Source organism: Achromobacter sp. (genome assembly GCF_057314935.1).
Genome location: NZ_DBHKZA010000006.1, coordinates 37,409 through 63,979 on the forward strand (window position 1 = coordinate 37,409; position 26,571 = coordinate 63,979).

Annotated in this window: 22 protein-coding genes; 6 read left to right on the forward strand and 16 right to left on the reverse strand. The window is 66.1% G+C overall.

What is annotated here, in order from left to right; translation table 11 throughout:
* On the reverse strand, window positions 1-785 hold a 785-nt coding region (locus tag ACO6D5_RS03615; RefSeq protein ID WP_485824616.1), incomplete at its 3' end, for a nitrilase-related carbon-nitrogen hydrolase.
* Window positions 786-861: 76 nt separating this feature from the next.
* Complete coding sequence (locus ACO6D5_RS03620; protein WP_315845996.1) at window positions 862-2,226, reverse strand: mechanosensitive ion channel family protein; 1,365 nt, start codon at window positions 2,224-2,226, stop codon at window positions 862-864.
* 148 nt (window positions 2,227-2,374) lie between these two features.
* On the opposite strand from ACO6D5_RS03620, the gene argH reads away from it, so the two are divergent.
* Window positions 2,375-3,796 (forward strand): argininosuccinate lyase, encoded by a 1,422-nt coding sequence (gene argH / locus ACO6D5_RS03625; RefSeq protein WP_105560116.1) that lies wholly within the window; start codon window positions 2,375-2,377, stop codon window positions 3,794-3,796.
* A gap of 368 nt (window positions 3,797-4,164) precedes the next feature.
* Window positions 4,165-6,183, forward strand: a complete 2,019-nt coding sequence (locus ACO6D5_RS03630; protein WP_485824617.1) for a PEP/pyruvate-binding domain-containing protein — start codon at window positions 4,165-4,167, stop codon at window positions 6,181-6,183.
* A gap of 101 nt (window positions 6,184-6,284) precedes the next feature.
* Here ACO6D5_RS03630 and lpdA read toward each other — a convergent pair whose 3' ends face one another.
* From lpdA to cadR, 10 genes are all read right to left on the reverse strand, one after another.
* Complete coding sequence (lpdA, locus tag ACO6D5_RS03635) at window positions 6,285-7,688, reverse strand: dihydrolipoyl dehydrogenase (RefSeq protein ID WP_485824618.1); 1,404 nt, start codon at window positions 7,686-7,688, stop codon at window positions 6,285-6,287.
* 2 nt (window positions 7,689-7,690) lie between these two features.
* On the reverse strand, window positions 7,691-9,037 hold the full coding sequence (locus ACO6D5_RS03640) for a dihydrolipoamide acetyltransferase family protein (protein ID WP_485824619.1): 1,347 nt from the start codon (window positions 9,035-9,037) through the stop codon (window positions 7,691-7,693).
* A gap of 1 nt (window position 9,038) precedes the next feature.
* Window positions 9,039-10,082 carry an alpha-ketoacid dehydrogenase subunit beta gene (locus ACO6D5_RS03645; RefSeq protein ID WP_006227340.1) on the reverse strand — a complete coding sequence of 348 codons (1,044 nt, stop codon included), beginning with the start codon at window positions 10,080-10,082 and terminating at the stop codon, window positions 9,039-9,041.
* 2 nt (window positions 10,083-10,084) lie between these two features.
* Window positions 10,085-11,317: a thiamine pyrophosphate-dependent enzyme gene (locus ACO6D5_RS03650; RefSeq protein WP_315845395.1), complete on the reverse strand. Its 1,233-nt coding sequence runs from the start codon at window positions 11,315-11,317 to the stop codon at window positions 10,085-10,087.
* 328 nt (window positions 11,318-11,645) lie between these two features.
* Window positions 11,646-12,239, reverse strand: coding sequence for a nitroreductase family protein (locus ACO6D5_RS03655; RefSeq protein ID WP_315845396.1), 594 nt, complete (start codon window positions 12,237-12,239; stop codon window positions 11,646-11,648).
* An 87-nt stretch (window positions 12,240-12,326) separates the two neighbouring features.
* Window positions 12,327-13,310: a Bug family tripartite tricarboxylate transporter substrate binding protein gene (locus tag ACO6D5_RS03660; RefSeq protein ID WP_485824620.1), complete on the reverse strand. Its 984-nt coding sequence runs from the start codon at window positions 13,308-13,310 to the stop codon at window positions 12,327-12,329.
* Between the two features lie 179 nt (window positions 13,311-13,489).
* Window positions 13,490-14,305, reverse strand: a complete 816-nt coding sequence (locus tag ACO6D5_RS03665; protein ID WP_315845398.1) for an enoyl-CoA hydratase — start codon at window positions 14,303-14,305, stop codon at window positions 13,490-13,492.
* Window positions 14,302-15,048, reverse strand: coding sequence for an FCD domain-containing protein (locus tag ACO6D5_RS03670; RefSeq protein ID WP_315845399.1), 747 nt, complete (start codon window positions 15,046-15,048; stop codon window positions 14,302-14,304). The genes ACO6D5_RS03665 and ACO6D5_RS03670 overlap by 4 nt, the downstream gene beginning before the upstream one ends.
* Before the next feature lie 63 nt (window positions 15,049-15,111).
* Window positions 15,112-16,293, reverse strand: a complete 1,182-nt coding sequence (locus ACO6D5_RS03675) for a CoA transferase (RefSeq protein ID WP_315845400.1) — start codon at window positions 16,291-16,293, stop codon at window positions 15,112-15,114.
* 160 nt (window positions 16,294-16,453) lie between these two features.
* Window positions 16,454-16,888 carry a Cd(II)/Pb(II)-responsive transcriptional regulator gene (cadR, locus tag ACO6D5_RS03680; RefSeq protein ID WP_006224078.1) on the reverse strand — a complete coding sequence of 145 codons (435 nt, stop codon included), beginning with the start codon at window positions 16,886-16,888 and terminating at the stop codon, window positions 16,454-16,456.
* A 97-nt stretch (window positions 16,889-16,985) separates the two neighbouring features.
* Between cadR and ACO6D5_RS03685 the strand changes: the two genes are divergently transcribed.
* Window positions 16,986-19,427: a heavy metal translocating P-type ATPase gene (locus ACO6D5_RS03685; protein ID WP_485824621.1), complete on the forward strand. Its 2,442-nt coding sequence runs from the start codon at window positions 16,986-16,988 to the stop codon at window positions 19,425-19,427.
* 52 nt (window positions 19,428-19,479) lie between these two features.
* On the opposite strand, the gene speG is transcribed toward ACO6D5_RS03685, so the two are convergent.
* Window positions 19,480-20,064 carry a spermidine N1-acetyltransferase gene (gene speG / locus ACO6D5_RS03690; protein ID WP_105560101.1) on the reverse strand — a complete coding sequence of 195 codons (585 nt, stop codon included), beginning with the start codon at window positions 20,062-20,064 and terminating at the stop codon, window positions 19,480-19,482.
* 314 nt (window positions 20,065-20,378) lie between these two features.
* On the opposite strand from speG, the gene ACO6D5_RS03695 reads away from it, so the two are divergent.
* On the forward strand, window positions 20,379-21,875 hold the full coding sequence (locus ACO6D5_RS03695) for a M81 family metallopeptidase (RefSeq protein ID WP_485824622.1): 1,497 nt from the start codon (window positions 20,379-20,381) through the stop codon (window positions 21,873-21,875).
* A 21-nt stretch (window positions 21,876-21,896) separates the two neighbouring features.
* Here ACO6D5_RS03695 and ACO6D5_RS03700 read toward each other — a convergent pair whose 3' ends face one another.
* Window positions 21,897-22,601 carry a riboflavin synthase subunit alpha gene (locus ACO6D5_RS03700; protein ID WP_485824623.1) on the reverse strand — a complete coding sequence of 235 codons (705 nt, stop codon included), beginning with the start codon at window positions 22,599-22,601 and terminating at the stop codon, window positions 21,897-21,899.
* Between the two features lie 112 nt (window positions 22,602-22,713).
* Window positions 22,714-24,150 (reverse strand): aldehyde dehydrogenase family protein, encoded by a 1,437-nt coding sequence (locus tag ACO6D5_RS03705; protein WP_315845445.1) that lies wholly within the window; start codon window positions 24,148-24,150, stop codon window positions 22,714-22,716.
* Window positions 24,151-24,422: 272 nt separating this feature from the next.
* Here ACO6D5_RS03705 and ACO6D5_RS03710 point away from each other — a divergent pair, with 272 nt between their 5' ends.
* A complete protein-coding gene (locus ACO6D5_RS03710) occupies window positions 24,423-25,226 on the forward strand; it encodes an FCD domain-containing protein (protein WP_315845403.1) in 804 nt (267 codons plus the stop codon).
* A 25-nt stretch (window positions 25,227-25,251) separates the two neighbouring features.
* Here ACO6D5_RS03710 and ACO6D5_RS03715 read toward each other — a convergent pair whose 3' ends face one another.
* Window positions 25,252-25,461 carry a hypothetical protein gene (locus ACO6D5_RS03715; protein ID WP_315845404.1) on the reverse strand — a complete coding sequence of 70 codons (210 nt, stop codon included), beginning with the start codon at window positions 25,459-25,461 and terminating at the stop codon, window positions 25,252-25,254.
* Between the two features lie 283 nt (window positions 25,462-25,744).
* Between ACO6D5_RS03715 and xth the strand changes: the two genes are divergently transcribed.
* On the forward strand, window positions 25,745-26,527 hold the full coding sequence (gene xth, locus ACO6D5_RS03720; RefSeq protein ID WP_315845405.1) for an exodeoxyribonuclease III: 783 nt from the start codon (window positions 25,745-25,747) through the stop codon (window positions 26,525-26,527).
* Window positions 26,528-26,571: the final 44 nt, after the last annotated feature.

The following is a 26,571-nucleotide window of genomic DNA, read 5'->3' on the forward strand; positions in this document are numbered from 1 at the left end:
TCGCCCAGCAGCTCGCCGTTTTCGTAGATCAGCGCCTGGCCGTCCCAGGCCAGGTCGGTGGACGATTCACCGCGCCCCGCCGACGTGTACATATAGGCCGACAGGCAGCGGGCCGACTGCTGCCCCACCAGTTGATGGCGGTACTCCGATTTGCCCACGACGATGTTCGAGGCAGACAGGTTCACCAGCACCGTCGCCCCGGCCAGCGCCGCGAACGAGGACGGCGGAATGGGCACCCAGACGTCTTCGCAGATTTCGACGTGGAACTGGAACAGCGGCAGCTTTTCCATCTGGAACAGCAGTTCGGGCCCGAACGGCACCGTTTCGCCCAGCAGCCGGATCTCGGTCGCGGCGGCGCAATCGGCGGCGCTGAACTGGCGGGCTTCGTAGAATTCACCGTAGTTGGGCAGGTAGCTCTTGGGCACCACGCCCAGCACGCGCCCGCCCGCGGCCACGACCGCGCAATTGAACAGTTGATGCGACACGCGCAGCGGCGCGCCGACGATGACGGCGATATCCAGCTCGGCCGTGGCTTGCACCACCTGGGCCAGCGCCGCCTCGCATTCGTCCAGCAAGGCCTTCTGGTGGAAAAGGTCGTCGCAGGTATAGGCCGACAGGCCCAGCTCGGGAAACGCGACCAGCACGGCGCCGCCCTGGGCGGCCTGCTGCGCCAGCTCGATGGTCTGCGCGGCGTTGAACGCCGGGTCGGCGACCCGGCATTCGGGCACGCCGACTGCCACCCGGGCGAAGCCGTGGGAATACAGGTTGAAGAACGGGTTCGACATCGGGGTGATCGCCTGGGTCAATGAAGACTAAGTTCCAACCGCCGGATTATCTCACGCCGCCCCGCAGCGCCGCCGCCTAGCGGGGCATCTTGCCGTCGGTCATGCCGCGCTCGGCCGCCATCCCGTCCATGGGCGGGGCCAGCGCCTGCCGGTCACGCTCGGCCGCCAAGGCTGCCTGGATGGCGCCTTCGCGCAGATGGGTGCCCATCGCGCCGATGTCGGCGCCGGACGGCTGCTGGTACAGGCGCAGGCCCAGTTCAGGCAGGATGGCCAGCAGATGGTCGAAGATGTCGCCCTGGATCCGCTCGTACTCCACCCAGGCCGTCACTGCGGTAAAGCAATAGACCTCGACCGGGATGCCGTCGGCAGTGGGCTCCATCATGCGGACCATCATCGCCATGTCCTGGCGGACTTCCTTGTTCTGCTTCAGGAACGCCAGGCCGTAGGCCCGGAAGGTGCCGATGTTGGTCAGGCGCCGCCGGTTGGCCGGCACGCTGGCCAGTTCGCCCATGGTCTGGTTGGCCTGCGCGATGTCCTGGGTCTTGGCTTGCAGGTAATCGTGCAGCAAGCGGAACCGCATCAGGCGCTGCGCTTCGTCGTCGGTCAGGAAGCGCACGCTGGAGGCGTCGATGCGCAGCGTGCGCTTGATGCGCCGGCCGCCGGACTCGAACATGTGGCGATAGTTGCGATAGCTTTCCGAGAAGAGCTTGTAGGTCGGCACCGTGGTGACGGTGTTGTCCCAGTTCTGCACCTTGACGGTATGCAGGGCGATGTCCTTGACGAAACCGTCCGCGTTGGACTGCGGCATTTCGATCCAGTCGCCGATGCGCAGCATGTCGTTGCTGGTCAACTGGGTGCTGGCTACCAGCGACAGCAGCGTGTCCTTGAACACCAGCAGCAACACCGCCGACAACGCACCCAGGCCCGAGATCATCCACAGCGGCGAACGGTCGATCAGGATGGAAAGCACCAAAACGGTGCAGACCGCCATCAGGATCAGCTTGCTGATCTGGATATAGCCCTTGATCGACCGGGTTTGCGCCCGCGTCGTGGCCGAATACGTGTCCTGCCAGGCGCTCAACACCCCCGAGAACGCGATGAATACGCAGATCCACGCGCCCGCGTGCGCCAGGCGGCCCACGATGGTCACCGCTTTCTCCACGTGCGGCACCAGTCCGATGCCCAGCGACACCACGGCGAACGGCACCGCATACCAGAGGTTCTGATAGGCGCGGCGGCGCTGCAAGGCCTGGTCCCAGTCCCCGCGCCCGCTCAGCACCAGCACGCGGTGCGCCAGCAACAGCACCACCCGGGCGACGACCCACTGGACGAACAGCGCCGTCAGGATCAGCACCCCGATGCCGACCAGCGTCTGCGCCCAGGCCTCGCGCGGCATGTGGGTATCAAGTTGGGTAACCAGTTCTTCCCATTCCAGGGGCATATCTCGTGTTCTCGTTCTAAGTTCTTGAAACTAACGGGGGATTATCCAACAAGTCGCGCCCGGCCAAGGTGCCGCCATGGCCCGATCGGGGGCCGGCAAGCCCACCGCGTGCGCCGTCCCGGCGGCAGGCCCTATAATTCCGCCCATCATGGCAAACACTCCCTCCTCCGATCAAAACCAGTTCGCCAATAAGGCGCAGGCCTGGTCCGCCCGGTTCTCGGAACCGGTTTCCGAACTCGTCAAACGCTACACGGCGTCCGTGGATTTCGACAAGCGCCTGGCGCGCCACGACATCCAGGGCTCGCTCGCGCATGCGGACATGCTGGCCGCCCAAGGCATCATCGGCGCCCAGGACCTGGCCGACATCCAGCGCGGCATGACCCAGATCCTGTCTGAAATCGACGCCGGCAGCTTCCAATGGCTGCTGGATCTGGAAGACGTCCACCTGAACATCGAAAAGCGCCTGGTGGAACTGGTGGGCGATGCGGGCAAGCGCCTGCACACCGGCCGTTCCCGCAACGACCAGGTCGCCACCGACATCCGCCTGTGGCTGCGCGACGAAATCGACAACCTGCAAGACCTGCTGCGCCAATTGCGCCATGCGCTGGCCGCGGTCGCCCTGGACAACGCCGGCACCATCATGCCCGGCTTCACCCACCTGCAAGTCGCCCAGCCCGTCACGTTCGGCCACCACCTGCTGGCCTACGCTGAAATGTTCGGCCGCGACGCCGAGCGCCTGGCCGACTGCCGCCGCCGCGTGAACCGCCTGCCGCTCGGCGCGGCCGCGCTGGCCGGCACGTCCTTCCCCATCGACCGCGAACGCGTCGCCAAGACGCTGGGCTTTGACGGCGTGTGCCGCAACTCGCTGGACGCCGTGTCCGACCGCGACTTCGCCATCGAATTCTGCGCCGCCGGCGCGCTCATCATGACGCACGTGTCGCGCCTGTCCGAAGAGCTGGTGCTCTGGATGAGCCCGCGCGTGGGCTTCATCGATCTGGCCGACCGCTTCTGCACCGGCAGCTCGATCATGCCGCAAAAGAAGAACCCCGACGTGCCCGAACTGGCCCGCGGCAAGACCGGTCGCGTGAACGGCAACCTGGTCGCCCTGTTGACCCTGATGAAAGGCCAGCCCCTGGCCTACAACAAGGACAACCAGGAAGACAAGGAAGGCCTGTTCGACACCGTGGACACCGTGCGCGACACGCTGACGATCTTTGCCGACATGGCTGCCGGAATCAAGGTGAAGGCGGACAACATGCGCGCCGCCGCCCTGCAGGGCTTCGCCACCGCCACCGACCTGGCCGATTACCTGGTCAAGCGCGGCGTGCCGTTCCGCGACGCCCATGAAGTGGTGGCCCACGCCGTGCGCGACTGCGAACAGCGCGGCTGCGACCTGGCCGACCTGTCCACCGACGAACTGAAGGCGTATCACGCCCAGATCGGCGACGACGTCCACCAGGTGCTGACGCTGGAAGGCTCGGTCGCCGCCCGCAAGCACATCGGCGGCACGGCGCCCGAGCGCGTGGCTGAAGAAGCCAAGCGGATTCTGGCGGAAACCGCCGAAGGCTGATTCCGGCCCGCGCGGGTAGCAAGGCAAGGCCCCCTTTTGGGGGCCTTGTTGCATTGGGCGCCGCGACCGCGCCGAGCGGCAAAATCCAAAAAAAACAGGGACAGCATTTGCTGTCCCTGCACAAAGGCCCTACAAGAACCCGGTCTGTCGGGCGTGTTTGACGATCGGGTTCTCATGTCGCCGGCGCGACTTAAAGCCGAACCTGGATTACACGGCAATCGCGCCTGCCCGCGTATCACTGAAACTGGGTATTTATCCTGCGGGATGACGGTTGAGCAAATGACTGGATACATCCGGACACCTCCGCCTACGGCGCCGCGCAGGTGCTCCGATATCATCGCAACTCCCTGCGTCCCACCCGCCTTTTCATGCACCTATCGCTTGCATCACGTCGTCTTGGCCCGCTGCGCCGGCCCAGCCTGATCATCTTCACCGCACTGGGATTGGCCGCCGTCGGGATCGGTTCCGCCGCCCAGGCGCAAACCGCCCGCAAGCCCTCCCCCTATGAAAACTCCCGGCCCTTGCGGCCGGACGAGATCGAAGCGCGCAAAGCCGAAGACGCCAAGCGCGGCGGCCCCGCGTTCCTGAGCCAGATCCGTACCCAGGCGGAATTCCAGCAGTTGGCCCGCGTGTACAACCCCGGCACGCCGCTTGAAATCCCCCATGTGCTGTTCGTGATCGACCGCAAGCACGCCGACCGCATCTATTACATCGACACGCCGCGCTACACGCTGCACGAGACTTTCGCGCGCGAACGCCGGCTGCTGCCCAGCACGGACAAGGCCACGCTGATCGCCCAGTACAAAGACCCGCAACGCCGCCTGCTGTTCGGCACCCTGAGCTGGCAACGCGACCTGCCGGGCTACACCTATGAATTCTGGGAAGGCGACCGGCTGACGCCGGAACTGCTGGCCCTGACCGGCGATCGGCTGCGCGCGACCTTCTACGCGCCCCTGCGCTTCAAGGCCAACTCCACGATGCACGAACAGACCGCGCAGCGCGCAGGCCTGGACTTCGTCACCCAGGAGGCCTTGCTTCGGGAACAGACCTTCCTGCCGCTGAATACCGGGCACGCCCAAGGCCGCTTGCGCATCGTGGCCTCGGTGGACGACACCCACGATCTGGCGCCCACCGACATCCTGGTGCTGGACGAAGTGCCGGTCGCGCTGCCGCCCGTCGCCGGATTGGTCACGCAACGGCCCTCCACGCTGCTGTCGCACGTGAACCTGCTGGCCAAGGGCTGGCGCATCCCGAACGCCTACGTGCGCGACGGGGTGGCCGCGCTGCGCCAGTACGACGGCCAGTGGGTGGAACTGGACGTCTCCAGCAATGGCTATCAGGTGCGGCCCGTGGCCAAGCCCGACGCGCCCGCGACGCCCCCTCCCAAGGCTGCCGGCTTGCCGCTGCCCAAGCCCGACCTGACCGTCAAGGCGCTCAAGCCGCTTGCCGGCATGGCCACCCGCGACAGCCGCCATTGCGGCGTCAAGGCCGCCAACCTGGGCGCGCTGAAATCCGCCCTGGCGCCCTTGGCCAGCGTGCCCGACGGCTTCTGCATCCCCTTTGCGCAATACGCGGCATTCATGCAGCAGTTGCACGTGCCGGAACGCATCGCCGCGCTGGAGAAGCGGCCAGACTTCGCCAGCGACGCCAATGTCCGCCGCAGCGAGCTCGCCGCGCTGCGCCAGGACATCGTCCAGGCCCAGCCCGACCCGGCGCTTGCTGCCGCCTGGCGCGAACGCTGGCAACAGCAACTGCAAGGCCGCGGCGTCTTCGTACGCAGTTCGTCGAATTCAGAAGACCTGCCGGGTTTCAGCGGCGCGGGGCTCTACACCACCGTCCCCAACGTGACGCAAGCCGACGCGCTGCCCAAAGCCGTGCTGACGGTGTGGGCATCCATCTACAACTTCGAGGCCTACGAGGCCCGGCGCGCGGCCGGCATCGGGCAGGACGGCGTAGTCATGGCCGTGCTGGTGCAGCAGGCCGCGGCCTCGGACAGTTCAGGCGTGATGATCACGCGTGATCCGTTCGACGCCTCGCGCCGCTTTGTGACGTACATTTCGGCCAAGCGCGGCCTGGGCATCAAGGTGGTGGAAGGCAAGCGCCAGGCTGAACAGCTGATGTATTCCAGCTGGTCCAAGGCGGTGCAGGTGTTGAGCCGGTCGGCCGAAGACACGCAACTGGTGGCGGATGCCGCCGGCGGCGTGCGCGAGGTGCCCATCGAAGGCTCGCGCCAGGTGCTGAACGACGCGCTGGTCGCCAGGCTGGCTGCGGTCGGCAATCAGATCAAGGTGCGGCTGGGCAACGTGGACCAGGACATCGAATGGGCCGTGCAAGGCGACAAGATCCTGATCCTGCAGTCGCGGCCCTACATCGACGGCAGCAAGTAGCGGCGTGCCGAATGCCTGACGCCCGCCCTGCCTGAAAAAAAAGCCGCGCCCCGGCAAACCCGGAGCGCGGCGGTTCGGTACGGCCCGAAGCGGGCGTGGCGTCAGATATGCAGCGCGTGGCCCAGCGCCTTGAGCGCAGCTTCCTGCACCGCTTCACCCAAGGTCGGATGGGCATGGATGGTGCCCGCCACGTCTTCCAGGGTGGCGCCCATTTCCAGCGACTGGCCGAATGCGGTCGACAGTTCCGACACCCCGCGCCCCACCGCCTGCCACCCCACGATGAGGTGGTTGTCGCGGCGGGCCACCACACGGACGAAGCCGTCGGTGGACTCCAGCGTCATGGCGCGGCCGTTGGCGGCGAACGGGAACGATGCCGTCAGGCAATCCAGCCCTGCGCTTTCGGCATCGGCGGGCGACAGGCCCGCCACCACGACCTCGGGATCGGTGAAGCACACGGCGGGAATCGACGCCGGCTGGAAATGGCGGCGCTTGCCCGCCACCAGTTCGGCCACCATTTCGCCCTGCGCCATGGCGCGGTGCGCCAGCATGGGTTCGCCGGCGATATCGCCAATGGCCCAGACGTCGCGCATGGACGTGCGGCACTGGTCGTCGATGCGCAACGCATTGCCCTTGCGGTCCAGCTGCAGGCTTTCCAGCCCCCAGCCTTGCGTGCGCGGACGGCGCCCCACGGCGATCAGCACCCGGTCGGCCGGCAGTTGCGTTTCGGCGCCTGAAGCATCCTGCACCCGCACCGCGTCGCCCGCGCCATTCAGGCCCAGCACCTTGCGGTTCACATGCAGCGCCACGCCCATCTTCGCCAGCGCGGCGGCCACGGGCTTGGTCAGTTCCGCATCGTAAGTCGGCAGGATGCGGTCTTGCGCTTCCACCACCGCCACCTCGGCGCCCAGCTTGCGGTACACGGTGCCGAGCTCCAGGCCGATGTAGCCGCCGCCGACCACCACCAATTGCTTGGGGATGCTGGCGGGCGACAGCGCTTCGGTGGACGACACCACGATGCCGCCGAACGGCATGGATACCAGCGGCGTCGGCTCGGAGCCGGCCGCCAGCAGCAGGTGTTCGCACTGGATGCGCAAGCTGCCGCCGTCGGCGGTGGCCACTTCGGCGGTCTTGCCGTCCAGCAGGCTGGCCCAGCCCTGCACCACTTCCACGCCGTTCTTCTTCAGCAACGCGGCCACGCCGCCCGTCAGCTTGCCGACGATGCCGTCTTTCCACGCCACGGTCTGCGCGACGTCGATGGCCGGCGCCTGTACCGAAATGCCCAGTGGCGACTTGTCCGCGTAGTGGCGCGCCTTGTCGAATTCCTCGGCCGCGTGGATCAGCGCCTTGGACGGGATGCAGCCGATGTTCAGGCAGGTGCCGCCCAACTGGCCGCCTTCGACCAGGATGGTCGGCACGCCCAATTGGCCGGCGCGGATGGCGGCCACGTAGCCGCCGGGGCCGCCGCCGATCACCAGCAAGGTCGTTGTCTTTGTGATCTGGCTCATGCTTACTCCACGAAAAGCAGCGCGGGTTGTTCCAGCAGCGCGCGCACCGCCTGGATGAAACGCGCCGCGTCCATGCCGTCCACCACCCGGTGGTCAAACGACGACGACAGGTTCATCAGCTTGCGCGCCACCACGGCGCCATTGCGGAAAGCGGGCCGTTCGACGATGCGGTTCACCCCCACGATGCCGACCTCGGGATGGTTGATCACCGGCGTCGTGACGATGCCGCCCAGGGGCCCCAGGCTGGTGATGGTGATGGTCGAACCCGACAACTCGTCGCGCCCGGCCGTGCCGCTGCGCACCGCCTGCGCCAGCCGGCCGATCTCGGCCGCCATGGACCAGAGGTCGCGCGCCTCGGCGTGGCGCAACACCGGCACCATCAGCCCGCCCTCGCTTTGCGTGGCGATGCCGATGTGCACGGCGCCGTAGCGCGTCACCACGCCGCCTTCGTCGTCATAGCGCGCATTGATCTGCGGGAAGTCCCGCAACGCCACGACCATGGCGCGCGCCAAGAGCGGCAGCAATGTCAGCTTGCCGCGCGATTCGCCCCACTTCAGGTTGAGCTGGACGCGCAGGTCCTCCAGCTCGGTCACGTCGATCTCCTCGACGTAGCTGAAGTGCGGGATGCGGCGCTTGGACTCCGCCATTTTCTGCGCGATCTTCCTGCGCAGCCCGATGACGGGCACGGCTTCTTCGTCATTGCGTTGCACATAGGCCGAGCCGCTGCGCGCGGCGCTGCCCGAGCCTTGCGAGTGCAGATAGGCGTCCAGGTCTTCGTGCATGACCCGGCCGGCCGGGCCGCTGCCCTGCACATAGCGCAGCTCAAGCCCCAAGTCCCACGCGCGCTTGCGCACGGCAGGCGACGCCAACGGCTTGTCGCCGGCCTGGCGCGCCACGACAGGCGCGGCGGCCGCGGCCGGACGCGGCGCCGCCTGCGGCTTGGCCGGCGCCGGGCTTGCCGGCTGCGACACGGATGCCGCAATCTGGCCGGCGATGCCGCCTGCAGCCGCCTTCGCGGCGCCGTCCGGCTTGGCAGGCGCGGGCGCCTCGCCCGCGGCAGGCGCCGTCTTCTGCGGCGCCGCCGAACCGGCGCGGACGTTGCCTTCGCCTTCGACTTCCAGGCGGATCAGTTCTCCGCCCACCGCCATGACCTGTCCCACGTCGCCACCCAGCGCGACCACCTTGCCGACCACGGGCGACGGGATCTCCACCGTGGCCTTGTCGGTCATCACATCGGCCAGCGGCTGGTCCTCGGCGACGGTGTCGCCCACCTTGACGTGCCAGCCCACCAGTTCGACCTCGGCAATGCCTTCGCCGATGTCGGGCATCTTGATGATATGGATCCCCATCTCAAACCTCCATCGCGCGTTTGAACGCTTCGCCAACCCGGCGCGGGCCGGGGAAGTACGCCCACTCCTGCGCATGCGGGTAGGGAGTATCCCAACCGGTCACGCGCTCGACGGGCGCCTCCAGGTGATGGAAGCAGTGTTCTTGCACCAGCGAAATCAGTTCCGCGCCATATCCGCAGGTACGGGTCGCTTCGTGCACCACCACGCAGCGGCCGGTCTTCTTCACCGAATTCACGATGGTTTCCAGGTCCAGCGGCCACAGGCTGCGCAGGTCGATGACTTCCGCATCGATGCCGGTCTCTTCCGCGGCGGTCAGCGACACATACACCGTGGTGCCGTAGGTCAGCACCGTCAGCGCCTTGCCCGGCCGCACGATGGCGGCGGTGTCCAGCGGCACGGTGTAGTAGCCCGTAGGCACCACGCTGCCCGGACGCCCGGTCCACGGCGTCACCGGACGGTCGTGGTGGCCATCGAACGGGCCGTTGTAGAGACGCTTGGGCTCCAGGAAAATCACCGGATCATCGTTCTCGATCGAGGCGATCAGCAAGCCCTTGGCGTCGTAGGGGTTGGACGGCATCACCGTGCGCAGGCCGCAGACCTGCGTAAACATGGCTTCGGGGCTCTGGCTGTGCGTCTGCCCGCCATAGATGCCGCCGCCGCAAGGCATGCGGATGGTCATCGGGGCGATGAACTCGCCCACCGAGCGGTAGCGCAGGCGCGCGGCCTCCGACACGATCTGGTCGGACGCGGGGTAGAAGTAGTCAGCGAACTGGATCTCGCAGACGGGGCGCAGGCCATAAGCGCCCATGCCCACCGCCACGCCCACGATGCCGCCTTCCGAGATCGGCGTGTCGAACACGCGCGAGCTGCCGTATTTGGTCTGCAAGCCCTCGGTGCACCGGAACACGCCGCCGAAATATCCGACGTCCTGCCCGAACACCACCACATTGTTGTCGCGCTCCAGCATCACATCCATCGCGGAGCGCAATGCCTGGATCATGGTCATCGGCGCAGAGGCCGGACCAGCGTTGTTGTCAATTGCCATGATCAGACTCCGAGCTGCTGGCGCTGCCGGCGCAGATGCTCCGGCATGTCTTTGTAGACGTCTTCAAAGATGCTGGCCGCGCTGGGAACGTGTCCGTCCACCAGCGTGCCGTAGCTTTCCGCTTCCTTTTGGGCCGCAACGATCTCGGCATCCAGCTCCGCGCGCACGGCATCGTGTTCGGCGTCGGACCAGATGCCCAGCGCGATCAAGTGCTTCTTGAAGCGCTCGATCGGGTCGCCCAGCGGGAAATGCGCCCAGTCGTCGCCGGGGCGGTACTTGGAAGGGTCGTCGGAAGTCGAGTGCGGACCGGCACGGTACGTCACCCATTCGATCAGGGTCGGACCCAGGTTGCGGCGGGCGCGCTCGGCGGCCCAGCGCGAGGCGGAATAGACCGCCAGGAAATCGTTGCCGTCCACCCGCAGCGACGCGATGCCGCAGCCCACGCCGCGGCCCGCGAAGGTCGCGCCTTCGCCGCCGGCGATCGCCTGGAAGGTGGAAATGGCCCACTGGTTGTTGACCACGTTCAGGATGACCGGCGCGCGGTACACGTGCGCGAACGTCAGCGCGGTATGGAAGTCGGCCTCGGCCGTGGCGCCGTCGCCGATCCAGGCCGACGCGATGCGCGTGTCGCCCTTGATGGCGGAGGCCATCGCCCAGCCCACGGCCTGGATGAACTGCGTAGCCAGGTTGCCGGAGATGGTGAAGAAGCCGTTCTGCCGGTCCGAATACATCACCGGCAGCTGGCGCCCCTTGAGCGGGTCGCGTTCATTCGACATCAGCTGGCACATCATGGTGACCAGCGACACGTCGCGCGACAGCAGGATGCTTTGCTGGCGGTAGGTGGGGAAACACATGTCGCCCTGTTCCAGCGCCAGCGCATGGGCGGAGCCGATGGCTTCCTCGCCCAGGCTCTGCATGTAGAACGAGATCTTCTTCTTGCGCTGCGCGGTCAGCATGCGCCCGTCGAAGATCCGCGTCTTCAGCATGGCCCGCATGCCGGCGCGCAGTTGATCGTTGCTGATCTCGGGCGCCCACGGGCCCACCGCGCGGCCGTCGTCATCGATCACCCGGACCAGGCTGTACGCCAAGGCGCCGGTGTCAACTGCGGCAACATCAATGGGGGGTTTGGGCACCTCGCCGGGCGGCGACAGATGCAGATAGGAAAAGTCGGTCTTGCAACCCGGACGCCCGGTGGGCTCGGGGACGTGCAACTTCAACGGCCCATATTGGCTCATATATTGTCTCCACGCTTGATCGTGTCATGCGTTTTCTTCCTACCAAGACATTGCCAAAGGCGTGTGACCTCAAGCGCTGCCATCGTCGGCGCGCGCATAGGGATAAATATGCGTGGCCGTCGACGAGATTAGCACAGGGGACGGGGTCGTTGAGGCGGGCCAGCGTTCATGCGGGCCCGCATCCCACTAGGGGTTTTCCAGCGCTTACCGGCGGTCGCTCAGGGTGGCGTACCGCGTGCGCGGTCGGCGGCGGCCACGCTGCCTGAAGACAGGTGCGCCATCCAATCCACGGCCGATTCCAGATGGGCCGGCAGCTGCGTGGCTTGCGTCAGACCGGGCCGGTCCACTCCGTGACGAAGTCGCGGTAGTCAGGCCGATTGGCCGGCGGCACGGCGCATGCGGGCGTGCCGATGGCCAGATAGCCCAGGAAGCGGTAGTCCAGCGCATCCAGGCCCAGCGCGTTCTGCACGTCTTCGACATAGGTGCCGACACCCGTGCTCCAGAATGCGCCGTAGCCCAGCATGTGCACGGCGTTCAGGATGTTCATGACCGAGCAGCCCGTGGCCAGCAGTTGCTCGTGTTCGGGGATCTTGGTGTTGTCGTGCGCGATCTTCTGCGCCACGGCGACGAACAGCGGCACGCCTGCCATCCATTCGCGCACCGACTTTTCCTTTTCAGGCGTCATGCGCGGGTCGCCGCTGCGCTTGACCGCTTCCAGCGCCACATCGGCCAGCTTGCCGATGGCCTCGCCCTGGATGACGACAAAACGCCACGGGCGCAGCGCGCCATGGTCGGGCGCCGACATGGCGGCTTGCAGGATCTGTTCGAGTTCGTCGGGCTTGGGCGCCGGACCCCGCAAAAACTTCACGGAACGGCGCGTGGTCAGGGCGTGCAGCGGAGTGGCGGTAGTGGTTACGGTCATTGATTCGGGCGCAAATGGGAAAGAAACAGATTCTCATATTACGCCAAGTCCTCGGCGGCGCCCTGCTTCCCCCCGCCAAGCCAGAGGTCATTCGATCTGGATATCCACCTCTTTGATGACGGTCGCCCACCGCGTCAACTCCGTATTGACGAATTGCCCCAGCTCCGCCGGACTGCTGGCGCCAGGCGTGGCGCCCTCGCCTTTGAAGCGCGTCTGTAGCGCGGGCACGGCCAGCGCCCGCGCGACGGCCTGGTTCAGCACGGCGACGACCGCGTCCGGCGTGCCCTTGGGCGCCATCAAGGCGTTCCACGTATTGATCTCGTAACCCTTGAACGACGTCGTTTCGGCGACGGTGGGCACATCTGGCAGCTCGGTCGAACGCTCCCGCGTGGTGACGGCCAGGGCGCGCAGGCTGCCGGCCTTGACCTGCGGCAACGCCGCCGGCAAGGTCGCGAAACTGAACTGCGTTTCGCCGCTCATGACGGACGAGTTGGCCAGCGCGCCGCCACGGTACGGCACGTGCTGGATCTTCACCTGCGCTTCCGAAGCGAACATCGCACCCGCGACATGCACCGGCGAGCCGTTGCCGCTGGACGAATAGTTCAGATCGCCCGGCTTTGCGCGCGCCAATTCAACCAGATCGCCCACCGAGTTGACCGGCAGCTTGGGATTGGCGACCAGCACCAACGGAATCGACGCGATCATGCTGACCGGCGTGAAGCCGCCCACCGGGTCATAGCCCAGGGACTTCCGGTAGACCGCGGGATTGATCCCGTGGCTGGAAACCGTCGCCATGAACAGCGTGTACCCGTCAGGCGCCGCCTGCTGCACGGCGGCCGCGGCGATGTTGCCCGCCGCCCCGGCCTTGTTCTCGATGATGATGGGCTGCTTGAGCTCCTTGCTCAGCTGTTCGCCCAGCGCCCGCGCCAGGATGTCGGTCGTGCCGCCTGCGGAATAACCCACGATGATGCGGATGGGCTGGCTGGGATAGCTGTTTTGGGCATGGGCCGGCGCCACGGCGCACGCCACCGCAAATCCAGCCAAGACCACGCTCAGGGAAGTCGTTTTCATCTCTGTCTCCTCGTCGCCGCGCTTGTGTGCGCGATCTGTGGCTCCGCCGCCGGGAAACGGGACGGATACCGGGGGGGTGAACCGGATCCAGGACGAATTCAGGACGCAACCGTCCCCGGAGCCGCGCCGAAGCAGCGCGGCCCTGGGACCTGCATGGGGAATCCGGCCTGGCGCCGGGGTCAGGTGCCGGTAAACACCGGCGCTCTCTTTTCCGCGAACGCCTTGCGGCCTTCGCGATAATCATTGCTCTCGAAGCACTCCATCACCAGCCGTCGCATGCCTTCGATGTCGACTTCGGGGCCAAGCTGCTGCATCTGGCGGATCATCCGTTTGCCCGCTCGCAGCGTCAGCGGCGCGTTGGCCTGGATCTGCGCCAGCATCTTGTCCAGCGTTCCCGGCAAGTCCGCGGCCGGCGCCACTTTGCTGAGCAGGCCCAGTTCCTTCGCCTCGCCCGCCGTGTAACGCGCCGCCGTCAGGAAAATCTCCAACGCATTGGCGGGGCCGACCGCCGTGACCAGGTTGCGGATCGCGGTCAGCCGGTAGCCCAGGCCCAGCTTGCCGGCGGGGATGGCAAACGTGCTGTCGTCCGAGGCCACGCGGATATCGCAGCACAGCGCGATGTTCAGTCCGCCACCGATGCAATATCCCTGGATGTACGCCAGCGTGGGCTTGTCATAGTCATACAGCGCCAGTTGCGCCGCTTCGGCGACCCGCTCGTATTCCTGCACGGCCTCTTCCCCGCTGCGCAGGGTGTCGAACTGCGAGATGTTCGCACCGCTGACAAACGCCTTGCCCCCCGCCCCCTGCAAGACCACCGCGCGGATCTGCGGATCCTTCGCGAACGCGTCCAACACGACGGGAATCGCCTGCCACATCGCATAAGACACGGCGTTGTGCCGCTGCGGATCGTTGAATGTCAGCCAACCCACCGCACCGCGCTTCTCGGCCACGATGTGTTCGGTGATCTCGTCTTGCAGGATGCGTTCTATGTTCACGGTTGCTTTCCTTGTATGACTGTCTGATGCCGTTCAATGCCGTTGGTCAGATGCGTGCGCATGGCCAACCGGGCAGCGTCGCTGTCGCCCGCCACGATCGCATCGAAAATAAGGTGGTGTTCGCGTTCGATCTCGGCGACGCGCGCCGTGCCCGCGCTGGTGTAGCGCAGCGTGCGGACGGCGCTGCGGAACACATGCCGCAAATGCGCCAGCAAGCGGACGAAATAAGGATTATTGGTGGCTTCGCCCACGGCCATATGGAAATCCAGGGCGTGATCGGCGCCCGCCTGCCAATCGTTGCCCGCCGCGTCCACCCGCAGCAACGCCTGGCGCAAGGTCTCGATCTGCTCGGGCTTGCGGTGCAGCGCCGCCTGCGCGGCCGCTCCCGACTCCAGCTCCACGCGCAGCCAGAAGATGTGCGCCAGCGGTTCCGGGGAAAGCAGGTCTTCGGGCGCGATCTCGAAATTGCGCGTGCCCACGTCCGTCGCCACGAAGGTGCCCACGCCGCGTCGGGTATCCACATATCCCGACAGCTTGAGCCGCGCAATTGCTTCGCGCACGACATTGCGGCTGACCGCGAACATCTGCGCCAGTTCGAATTCCGTGGGCAGGCGCTGGCCGGGCTCGAACTCGCCCGAGACGATCTTCTGACGAATCTGCGCGGCGATTTCGTCGGGCAGATTATCAGGACGTCCCAGGCTGGAAAACACGTGGTCGGCGGCGGGGGTTGGGGCGTTCATCATGGGGGGTCTCCGTCAGGGCTGCCTTGTTTCCGGCAGCCATGGCGGCGATATTAGCCTTGTGCGTCAGATCACGCCGTCCCGGGCCAGCTGGCGCAAGTCGGCAGGCGCAAGACCCAGCATGCCCCCGTAGACGTCGCCATTGTGTTCGCCGCGCTCCGGCGCGGATTTCATCTCGCCCGGCCCCGTACGACTAAGGATCATCGGCTGGCCGACCACCGAAATCGGCCCCAGCGAGGGATGCTGAATTTGACGGCTCAGGTTCAGATGGCGCACCTGCGGATCCTCGAACGTCTGGTCCATGCCCAGGATGGGTCCGCACGGCACGCCCTGCTCGTTCATCCGCGCGATCCAATCGGCGGTGTTGCGCGTGGCCGTACGCTCGCCGATGGCGGCGTTCAGCGCGGCGCGATTCCTGGCGCGCAAAGGCACCGTCAGAAACCGTTCGTCTTCGATCAACGCCGGGATCTCCAGGACACGGCACAAACGCGCATAGATGTCGTTGCCCATCGCGGCGATGTTCATATAGCCATCGCGCGTGGGGAACACACCAGTGGGGCTGCTGGTGGGATGGTCGTTGCCGCTCTGCCCCGGCACCTCGCCATTCATCAGCCAGCGCATCGCCTGGAAATCCATCATCCAGACCTGGGATTGCAGCAAGGACGTCTGGACCCACTGCCCCTGCCCCGACACTTCACGCTCCAGCAACGCAATGAAAATGCCGATCGCGCAAAACAGGCCCGAGGTCAGGTCCGCTATCGGGATGCCCGCCCGCATCGGCCCCCGGCCGGGTTCGCCCGTGACCGACATCAATCCGCCAATGCCTTGGGCGATCTGGTCCAGCCCCGGACGCCCGGCGTACGGGCCGTCCTGTCCGAATCCCGACACGCTGGCATACACGATGCGCGGATTGATCTTGTGCAGCGACTCGTAATCAATGCCCAGCTTGAATTTCACGTTGGGACGGTAGTTCTCGACCACCACATCCGCCTGGCGCACCAAATCCATGAACAGGGCCCTGCCCTTCGGATGCTTCAGGTTCAGCGTCACGCTGCGCTTGTTCCGATGCGTGTTCTGGTAGTCGGCAAACTGCGCCGAGCCGCCCGGCTTGTCATCCTGCTCGTCCCCCGGCTCTTCGATCTTGATCACTGTCGCGCCCCAGTCCGCGAACTGGCGAACCGCGGCCGGGCCAGAGCGCACCCGGGTGAGGTCCAGAACCGTGAATCGGCTCAGGGGTTTGGAGTCCATGATTGTCTGCCTCGCGATTTATAGGTCGGAAGATGCGCCGGCAATCGCTAGCGTCTACCGTTATTTGTTGGATGTTGGACATCTTACATCCTGCTTTTGGGCAAAACAATCTGCCGATCCGTTTCCCACGGATCGGGCTTTCCCTAATTGGAGGGGGCAATCAGCCCAGGTGCGTATGCCGCTCCTGGCGCTCTTCGACCTGCATTTCGGACAAGCCATGCAGGATGCCGCAGTCTTCCGCGTCGGGCCGCGCCGACAGGCAGCGCTGGCGTAATTCGGTCAGTTGCGTCTTCAACTGCGTCAGTTCGGCGATGCGTTCGTCCACATGGGAGATGTGCTCGTCGAACAATTCATTGATAGGGCCGCACCCCGTTTGATGGTTGTCGGCCAGGGACAGGATGGCGCGGATTTCGTCCTGCGTCATGTCCAGCGCACGGCAATTGCGGATCAGGCGCAGCCGTTCCAGATGGGGCTGCCCATAACTGCGGTAATTGTTGAGGCCGCGCTCGGGCGCAGGCAACAGCCCTTCTTTTTCGTAATACCTGACGGTTTCGACCGTCGTGCCGGCCGCCGTGGCCAATTCGCCAATACGCATCGTGCCTCCTGGATCGCATCCGATTGAAGTAAGGGGTTGACCCTATAGTAACTCCAAGGTGTGGAATACGGTCATCTGCTTACACAAGGCGAAGAAGATGTCCCTCCCACCAGTCAAATCCCTGCAACCCCTGCCCGCCAAACAAGAAGACGCCTGCTGCGCCGGCCCCGGGCACGCGCGGGGCAAGGCGGGGCACGATCACGCCGCGCCCGGCGGCGACCACGATCACGCCGCTCACGATCATGCGGGTCACGATCACGCCGGCCACGACCACTCGCACGGGCACGCTCAAGACACCAAGCATGACCACGCCCACGATCACGGCCATCGCCATGCGCAGCCGGAGGCCGCCTGCTGCGGCCACGCCCACGACATGGAGAACATCGCGCTGTCGGGTGACGGCGGCGCCACGCTTGCCGCCGGCCCCGGCCAGGTGCTGGCACGCCTGCGCATCGGCCAGATGGACTGCCCCACCGAAGAAACGCTGATCCGCAAGAAGCTCGACGGCCTGGACGGCGTGCATGCGCTGGACTTCAACCTGATGCAGCGCGTGCTGACGGTGGTGCACGCCGAGGGCGCGCTCGACCGCATCATGGCCGCCATCAAGTCGCTGGACATGACGCCGGAACCGCTGGCCGACGGGGCGTCCCGCAGCCCAGCCCCCGCCGCCAAGCCGGTGAACTGGTGGCTGATCGGGGGCTCGGGCGTGCTGGCCGCCCTGTCCGAACTGTCGCATTTCGCCGGCTGGCCGCTGGGCGTCACGGCCGCATTTGCCGTGGCCGCCATTCTGGCCTGCGGCGTCAGCACCTATCGCAAGGGCTGGATTGCCGTGCGCAACGGCAACCTCAACATCAATGCCTTGATGAGCATCGCCGTGACCGGCGCCGTGCTGATCGGCCAGTGGCCCGAAGCCGCCATGGTGATGTTCCTCTTCAACGTGGCCGAACTGATCGAAGCCCGGTCGCTGGACCGCGCGCGCAACGCCATCCGCGGCCTGCTGGACCTGGCGCCGGAAACGGCGACGGTGCGCCAGGCCGACGGCCGCTGGCTTGAGGTGCCCGCCGCGCAACTGCAGGTGGACGACGTGGTGCGCGTGCGCCCGGGCGAACGCATCGCCGCCGACGGCATCATCGTCAGCGGCAGTTCGGCCGTGGACCAGTCGCCCATTACGGGTGAAAGCCTGCCCGTGGAAAAAGCGCAGGACGACCCCGTCTTCGCCGCCACCGTGAACGCGTCCGGCTCGTTCGAATACCGCGTCACCGCGGCCGCCGGCAACACGACGCTGGCCCGCATCATCCACGCGGTCGAGCAGGCCCAGGGCGCACGCGCTCCCACCCAGCGCTTCATCGACCGCTTCTCGCGCATCTACACCCCCGTCGTCGTAGGCGTGGCGCTGCTGGTCGCCGTGGTGCCTCCCCTGCTGTGGAGCCAACCGTGGTTCGACGCGATCTACCGTGCCCTGGCGCTGCTGATCATCGCCTGCCCCTGCGCACTGGTGATTTCCACGCCGGTCAGCATCGTCAGCGGCCTGACCGCGGCGTCGCGGCGCGGCATCCTGGTCAAGGGCGGCGTGTATCTGGAAGAAGGCCGCAACCTGAAGTGGCTGGCGCTGGACAAGACTGGCACCCTGACGCACGGCAAACCCGTACAGACCGACCTGCAGGACTGGGACGTGTCCGACCAGACCCGCCAGCCTGCGGCCCTGATCGCCGCCAGCCTGGCCGCCCGCTCCGACCACCCGGTCTCTTTGGCGGTCGCCAATGCGGCGCGCGACGAAGGCAAGATCCTGCTGGACGTCGAGGCCTTCACGGCCCTGCCCGGACGCGGCGTCAGCGCGCAGATCGACGGCGTGACCTACCAATTGGGCAACCGCCGGCTGATGCGCGAACTGGGCGTGTCCAGCCCCAAGCTGGAAGCGCGCCTGGATGAGCTGGAACGCCAAGGCAAAAGCGCGATCGCGCTGACCGATGGCCATCGCGTGATGGCGTTGGCCGCCGTGGCCGACACCGTCAAGCCGACCAGCGCGGCCGCCATCGCCGACCTGCACGCGCTGGGCGTGCGGACGCTGATGCTGACGGGCGACAACACCCCCACCGCGCAGGCCATCGCCCAGCAAGTGGGCATCGACGAAGCCCGTGGCGATCAACTGCCCGAAGACAAGCTGGCCGCCATCGAAAGCAAGCTGGCGCCCAGCGGCCGGGTGGGCATGGTGGGCGACGGCATCAACGACGCCCCCGCGCTGGCCCGCGCCGATATCGGCTTTGCCATGGGCGCGGCCGGCACCGGCACCGCCATCGAAACGGCCGACGTGGCCCTGATGGACGACGACCTGCGCAAGATCGGCACCTTCCTGCGCTTGTCGCGCGCCACGCATCGCGTGCTGATCCAGAACATCACGCTGGCGCTCGGCATCAAGGTGGTGTTCCTGACGCTTGCCATGACCGGCAACGCAACGCTATGGATGGCGGTCTTCGCCGATGTGGGCGCCAGCCTGCTGGTGGTCGCCAACGGCCTGCGCCTGCTGCGCGCCGCGGCGTAAGCCGAAGCGCGAGGGCCGGGAAGCAATAAGACGGAAGACGGACGGACGGGCGTCAGCCCGTCTGTTCTTCTTGCGGCCAGTCGCGCAGCACGGGCGCATCGGGCGCGCCGGGGCCTACATCGCGCAGGTGCTCGTGCTGCAGCAGCGCCATGCGATAGGCGTCGCGATAGGCGCCGTTGGAGAAGAACTCTTCCTTCAACAGGCCTTCGATCTGGAAGCCGCAGCGTTCGTACACGTGCACGGCTGCCATGTTGTCCTTGTCGACCACCAGGTAGACCTTGTGCAGGTTCAGCACGCGGAACGCGTAGCCCACCGCGATGCGGGTTGCCGCTTTGGCGTAGCCCCGGCCCTGATAGCTGGGCGCGATGATGATCTGGAATTCAGCGCGGCGGTGGATGTAGTCGATTTCCACCAGCTCCACCAGGCCGGCGGGTTGGCCGGTGTCGTGCTCGATGATGAAACGCCGCTCGTTCTGGTCGTGCAAGTGGCGGTCATAGAGGGCGACCAGTTCGTCATAGGCCTCGTAGGGCTCTTCGAACCAATAACGCATGATGACGTCGTTATTGTTGATCTTGTGCACGAAGTGCAGGTCGCCGCGCTCCAGGGGGCGTATTTTGATATCGGATATTACCGACATAGAAACCTCCGAAAGTGCCGTCATTGTATTCGAATCTGCCCCAAGACGCCCTTTTCATGGGTATTTCCGTATTTTATCGGCCTTTTATGCGGGCTTCCGGCCATAATCGCCTGGAAAGCATTGTCATTACTTGCTCTGACAAAAAATAAATCCTGAAAAAGTAACGCCATGCGACTTGCCGGACGGGGCGTGAACGCGGGCAATCGTGCGTCCACGCCGTGACGACTGGGGCCGTTTTTTTCGATGCTCGTCCGCCGCTCTCATGCCACACTGCCGGATGTTGCGCGCTATCACAATCAACAAGAGGAAAAGACATGCATATCCTGGTGGCAGGCTTTCAGCACGAGACCAATACCTTCGCGCCGTCCAAGGCGGGCTACGACAATTTCGTCCGAGGTGAAGGCTTTCCCGCCATGGTGCGCGGCGAAGACGTGATGGCGCTGCGCACGGTCAATATTCCCGCGGGCGGCTTCATCAACGCCGTCCAGTCGCAGGGCCACACCGTGCGCCCCGTCATCTGGGCCGGAGCCAGCCCTTCCGCCCACGTCACCCGCGACGCCTACGAACGCATCGCCGGAGAGATCGTGGATGCCGCGCGCGAGGGCCCCTACGACGCCGTCTACCTGGACTTGCACGGCGCCATGGTCACCGAGCACCTGGATGACGGCGAAGGCGAATTGCTGGCGCGCGTGCGCCGGATCGTAGGGCCGGACGTGCCGGTCATCGCCAGCCTCGACCTGCACGCCAACGTCACGGCGCAGATGCTGCGCGAGGCCGATGGGCTGGCCGCCTTCCGCACGTATCCGCACGTGGACATGGCCGACACGGGCGAACACGCCGCCCGCCTGCTGCTCGCCCGCATCGCGGCAGGCAGCCAATGGGCCCGCAGCGAACGCCGCCTGCCCTTCCTGATTCCGATCAACGGCATGTGCACGATGCTGCAACCGTCGCAAGGCGTGTACGAAGCGCTGGCGCAACTGGAACAGACGCCAGGCGTCGCGTCCATCTCGTTCGCGCCCGGCTTTCCGGCGGCGGATTTCCCCGAATGCGGCCCGGTGGTGTGGGCCTACGGCACCGATGCGGCCGCGGTGGAACAGGTCACCGAAACGCTGTACCGGCGCGTGATGGAACTGGAACCGCAATGGTCGCCCGACTTCCTGGAACCGGCCGAAGCCGTGCGCCGCGCGCAAGCCTTGACGGCAGGCGCGACGCGTCCCGTTGTCATCGCCGACACCCAGGACAATCCGGGCGCGGGCGGCGACGCCAACACCACGGGCATGTTGCGCGCGCTGGTCGAAGCGGACGCGCAGAACGCGGCGCTCGGCCTTTTCTATGATCCACAAGCCGTGCAAGCGGCGACGGCCGCCGGCGTCGGCAAGACGGTGTCGCTACGGCTGGGCGGCCAATCCGGCGTGGCGGGCGACACGGCGTTCGAGGGCGAATTCGTGGTGGAAACGCTATCGCCCGGCAAGCTGCGCTTTGACGGGCCCATGATGCATGGGATGGCGGTGGACCTGGGCGCGGTCGCGGGCTTGCGGATCGGCGGCGTGCGCGTCGTGGTCAGCGCCAGCAAGGCGCAGATGCTGGACCGCAACCTGTTCCGCGTGGGCGGCGTGCAGCCCGAAGACATGGCGATCCTGGTGGTGAAGAGTTCCGTGCATTTCCGGGCCGACTTCCAGCCCATCGCGCATGAGGTGCTGGTGGCCAAGGCGCCGGGCCCGATGCAGGCCGACCCGGCGGATCTGCCATGGACCCGGTTGCAGCCGGGCATCCGCGTCCGGCCGCTGGGGCAGCCCTTCGCCAGCCGGTGAACGGCGCCGGGCCAGGCAGGCCTACTTGAGCTTGCCCTGAGGGCTGACGAAATCTTCCAGCGTCAGCCCTTTCTCTTTCAGGATGGCTTCCAGCAGCGGTTGCAGCTTGCCCAGGCTTTCCTGCACCGTCTCGCGCACGGTATCCACCACCACCTGCGTGCTGCGTTCGATTTCGATATTGACGAAGTCGCCCACCTGCTTGTCTTCGAAGACCGTCATGCGGCGGGTTTCCGGGATCAGCCAGACCTCGAACCAGCCTTCGGCGCGGTTCACTTCCGACACGGTCAGGCTGGCGCCGTTGATGGCGATATAGCCCTTGGCGAACACGTACTTGCGGAAATCCTGAGGGATGCTGAAACGCATCAGGCGATTGGTGTCGGACGACTTCACCATGACGACTTCGGACGTGAAGTCCACATGGCCCGACAATGGATGCCCGCCGATCTCGGCCCCATCCCGGGCGGCTCGCTCGACGTTGGCGCGATCGCCCTCGACGTAGCTGCCCAGCGTGGTGATCGCCAGGCTTTGCAGCATGACATCGAAGGTCGCCTGGTTCTCTGACAGCAGTTCCGTGACGGTCAGGCAAACGCCGTCGGTCGAAACGCTGGCGCCAATGGCCAGGTCAACACAGAAACCAGGGGGGAAATCCAGCGTGAAGGTGCGCAGGCCTTCGCGATCCGCGATCTTCGCGATCTTCGCGGTGCCTTGAACAATACCGGTGAACATACGGATCCTGAATACGGGGCGGCTGGCCCCTGAAGCAAAACATCAACGTTAACCGATATTTTGCCAGGAACCGCCCCGCCAGGCCGGGTGGCGGACGCCACCCGCCGCGCGATCAATGACGGATCGCGATGGTCTTCAGCGTGGTGAAGCCGTACAGCGCTTCGAAGCCCTTTTCACGGCCATAGCCCGATTGGCGCGAACCGCCGAACGGCAGTTCCACGCCGCCGCCGGCGCCGTAGTTGTTGACGAACACCTGGCCGGCGCGCAGCTTGCGGGCCAGGCGCATCTGGCGCGCGCCATCGCGGGTCCAGACGCCCGCCACCAGGCCGTACAGCGTGCCGTTGGCGATTTCCAGCGCTTCTTCTTCGGTGTCGAACACCATCGCGGCCAGCACCGGGCCGAACACTTCTTCCTGCGCCAGGCGGCTGTCGGGCGGCACGTCGCGGAACAGCACCGGCGGCTGGTAGTAGCCGGACGCCGGGGCGCCGTCTTTGAGCTTGCCGCGCGCGGCGACCTTCAAGCCTTCGCTCTCGGCTTCCGCCAGGAAACCCCGCACGCGGTCGTGCTGGCGGGCGCTGATCAGCGGGCCCACGTCCAGGTCTTGCGCAGCCGGCCCCGTGACGGTGGCCGAAAAGGCCTCCGACAGGCGTTTGATCACGGTTTCGTACACGCCGCGTTGAATCAGCACGCGGCTGCCGGCCGAGCAGGTCTGGCCGGCGTTCTGGATGATGGCGGCCAGCAGCACGGGCATGGCGGCGTCCAGGTCGGCGTCGTCGAACACGACCTGCGGCGATTTGCCGCCCAATTCGAGCGTGACCGGCACATGGTTTTCCGCGGCGGCGTGCGCCACCATCTTGCCCGTCTGGGGCGAACCGGTGAACGAGATGTGGTCGATGCCAGGATGCGCGGTCAATGCGGCGCCGGCTTCGTGGCCGTAGCCGGTGACGATGTTCAGTGCACCGGCGGGCAGGCCCACTTCAGCGGCGATCTCGGCCAGCTTCAACAACGACAGGCACGCGTCTTCGGCGGGTTTGACCACGCAGGCGTTGCCCGCGGCCAGCGCCGCGCCGACGCTGCGGCCGAAGATCTGCAGGGGGTAGTTCCAGGGCACGATGTGGCCCGTCACGCCATGCGCTTCGCGCACGGTCAGCACGGTAAAGCCCGGAGTGTAGGGAATGGTCTCGCCATGCAGCTTGTCGACCGCGCCGGCATAGAACTCGAAATAACGCGCAACTGCCGCGGCGTCCGCGCGGGCCTGCTTGATGGGCTTGCCCGTATCGGCCGATTCCAGCTGCGCCAGTTCTTCCTGGCGGTCCAGCAACGCAAACGCGATCCGCATCAGCAGCCGGCTGCGCGCGGCGGGCGCCATCTGGCCCCACTCGCCTTCAAACGCCTGGCGGGCGGCCTGCACGGCGCGGTCGATATCGGCCTCGCCCGAACGGGCGATCGCCTCGAAGGCGGTGCCATCGGACGGGTTCAGGACAGGAATGGTTTCACCGGCGGCAGCGGCCACCCATTCATTGGCGATAAAGTTCTTCTGAGTCACGATGTGCGGAGTAAAGTAGCGGCCGGACGGCCGGTTGCGGAAAAGGCGCCGACGCGCGTGCAGCGTCGCGGGCAAGAATCCATGGGGTTTGAAGCAAGGTACGAGAGGCCGCCGCAACTTGTCAATTGAATTGACAGCTTTTGTCCCAAGCTTCAGGACATTTCCCCGACGCCTCGGGTAATCCCTAATATTTCAGGGATTTAGACCGGAATCCCATCCCGCCGCGGCTTGTCATCCCGAATGACAAACCCGGCTTTTCTTTCAGGAGCGCGCCGATGAGCGACGTGCGTGACCCGCAGCTGGAATCGTTGTTGGAAGCCGCCACCCGCCCCCGTCCCGAGCTGGACGTGCTGGCCGAGGTGGCCTCTGGCCTGGGCTATGTGCGCGCCGAGCGCTTTGCCGAACGCGTCTATGAAAGCCTGTTCTACGCCATCGCCACTGGCAAGATCGCGCCCGGCAACAAACTGCCGACGGAACTGGAACTGGCGGCGCTGTTCGAGGTGTCGCGCCCTGTCGTCCGCCAAGCGCTGGACCGGCTGCGCGAGGACCAGTTGGTCGACTCCATCCGCGGGTCGGGCACCTACGTGCGCGCCAAGCCCGACCTGATGGGCGGCATGCCCGCCGTGGACCCCGCGCGCCGCGTCGGCCACATCCTGGAAGGCCTCGAGCTGCGCATGGTGATCGAACCCGAATGCGCCTATCTGGCCGCGCTGCGCCGCAGCGCGGACGACCTGCGCGAGATGGACCGCATGCTGACGGGCTACGAAGAAGCCGACGCCTCAGGCGCCATCGCGCACCACCACGACTACGGCTTTCACCGCGCCATCGCGGCGGCCACTAGCAACCAGCGCTTCGTGCAGGTGCTGAAATCGCTGGAATACGACGTCAGCCACGCGGTGAACGTCATGCGCCACCTGGTCCACAGCGAGCCCTGGAAACGCACCCGCGCCGCGATCGACGAGCACCGCCACATCTACCGCCTGATCCAGGACCAGGACGCCGACGGAGCCCGCAACGTCATGCGCGCGCACATTGAAAAGGCCAAGAGCCGGATGCTCAATAGCGGGTCGGAACATTGACCGGCCTGGGTAGCGCCGGCGCCCTTTAGCTCCGCGTCCACCCGGCCTGGGGGTCGCGCTTGTCGTGCAGGTAATCCCATTCGGTGTCGCAGACCCCGCAGACAAAGGCTTCGTGGTTCGCCTTGCGGGTGACGGCCGCCAAGCTGCGCACCGGCCCAAGGCTGATCAAGCCGGCATGGCCAGGCGCCCCGCGGGTTTCCTGCACGATGCCTTCGCATTCACTGCAAATCGCCATTCTCTCCACCTTTCATTATTCTGTCAGCGGAGATACTACAAAATGATACCGTCGATAATGTTCAGCAATTCTCACCGGATTGTTGCGTCGGCGTAGCTCGCGGCAAACCCGGCAAACGGCGCGCGACGCCCCCTGAATCGCCACCGGGACGCAAGGTATCATTCGTCGTTCGCCCGGATGGCCCGCCACGGCCCGTCGCGCATGCAGCATCCAAGCCTGCGGCGTCTTTCCGGAACTCGCAGGCCCCAAGCGCCGCAGCACTCGTCAACGACCGATAAGAACCATGAAATTAGCCACCTGGAACGTGAACTCCCTGAACGTGCGCCTGCAGCAAGTGCTGGATTGGCTGGCCGCCAATCCGGTCGACGTGCTGTGCATCCAGGAACTGAAGCTCACCGACGACAAGTTCCCCGAGGCCGCCTTCAAGGAAGCCGGCTACCACGCGGTCTGGGCCGGCCAGAAGACGTACAACGGCGTTGCCATCATTTCGCGCGTGCCCGGCACGTCCATGGTGCGCAACATCCCGGGCTACGAAGACCCGCAGCAGCGCGTCCTGGCCCTGACCTTCCCCAGCCCCGAAGGCGACGTGCGCGTCGTGTGCGCCTACTGCCCCAACGGCCAGTCGCTCGATTCGGAAAAGTACGTCTACAAGCTGGCGTGGTACGAGGCCATGCACAAGTGGCTGGCTGAAGAGATCAAGCAGTACCCGCGCCTGGCCGTGCTGGGCGACTACAACATCGCGCCCGCCGACGAAGACGTGCACAACCCTGAAAAATGGGAAGGCCAGGTCCTGGTGTCCGAACCTGAACGCGCCGCCCTGCGTGCGCTGCTCGACCTGGGCCTGACCGATTCCTTCCGCCTGTTCGAACAACCGGAAAAGTCGTTTTCCTGGTGGGATTACCGCCAGTTCGCCTTCCGCCGCAACGCCGGCCTGCGGATCGACCACGTGCTCTTGTCCGCCCCGCTGGTCAAGCGCTGCGTCGCCTGCGTCATCGACAAGGAACCGCGCCGCAATGAGCAGCCGTCGGACCACGCGCCGGTCATCGCCACCCTGGAATTCGTCTGAAAATTTTTGTCTGGCGGCGTGTTGCGCGCCGCCAGATTGTTCCT